The following is a 740-nucleotide window of genomic DNA, read 5'->3' on the forward strand; positions in this document are numbered from 1 at the left end:
AACCTCACCTAATACATCAACTAGTGTGCTGTCAGGCGACAGCGCAATTGGATGAATAGGATTGTAGGAAAAACCTTGCTAAGAGGAAGGAAAATGACTCTTTCCAAAAGTGAAAATCAGTGTCTTGATTATGGGAATAGCGATGTCAGGTATTGAAATACCTAGTGATAGGATGATTGCTTAAAACTTACGCTGACAGAAAACTAACAAACTGAAAGTGTTCTTTCAGTGTTCTATGCCTTCAGATTTTCTTGCGATGCCTCTAGCGCTTCGATTTAAACCCGTGTGTTCACAAGCGCAGTTTTATACCATGCCACTTGAAGAGAGCTTGTTATACACCAGGCATGAGCACAGTAGCCAACTTTGTACTGATATCTGTTAGATAGGTTTGGCTATTGACGCTGAACATCACTTCAAATTATTTCTAAACTTTTCATTGACTCTGCCGCTAAAAGTGGAGGTGTTAATTCGCACTTTGGCCACTCATAATGTCGTGTTCAAAAATGAGACAATTTTACATGGTTTGGTATGGAAATGTGCGTTAGCCGTCCTTTTGATGGTTTACAAATTTTGTTGTAACGACTAAAAAGGACTTTTGGATTTTTAGCCAGAGAACGGCTTCTCATGGCGTTTGCATCAAACTTTTCTGATGCGTATTTTTGGTTGGATAATTGGCTTTATGAGTAACGTAACCAGCACCATTTTGACAGAAAGTGGTACCAATGAGCTTGAAATCATCG

Origin of the sequence: Vibrio sp. OPT46 (genome assembly GCF_015163535.1) — a bacterium.
Lineage (GTDB): Bacteria > Pseudomonadota > Gammaproteobacteria > Enterobacterales > Vibrionaceae > Vibrio > Vibrio alginolyticus.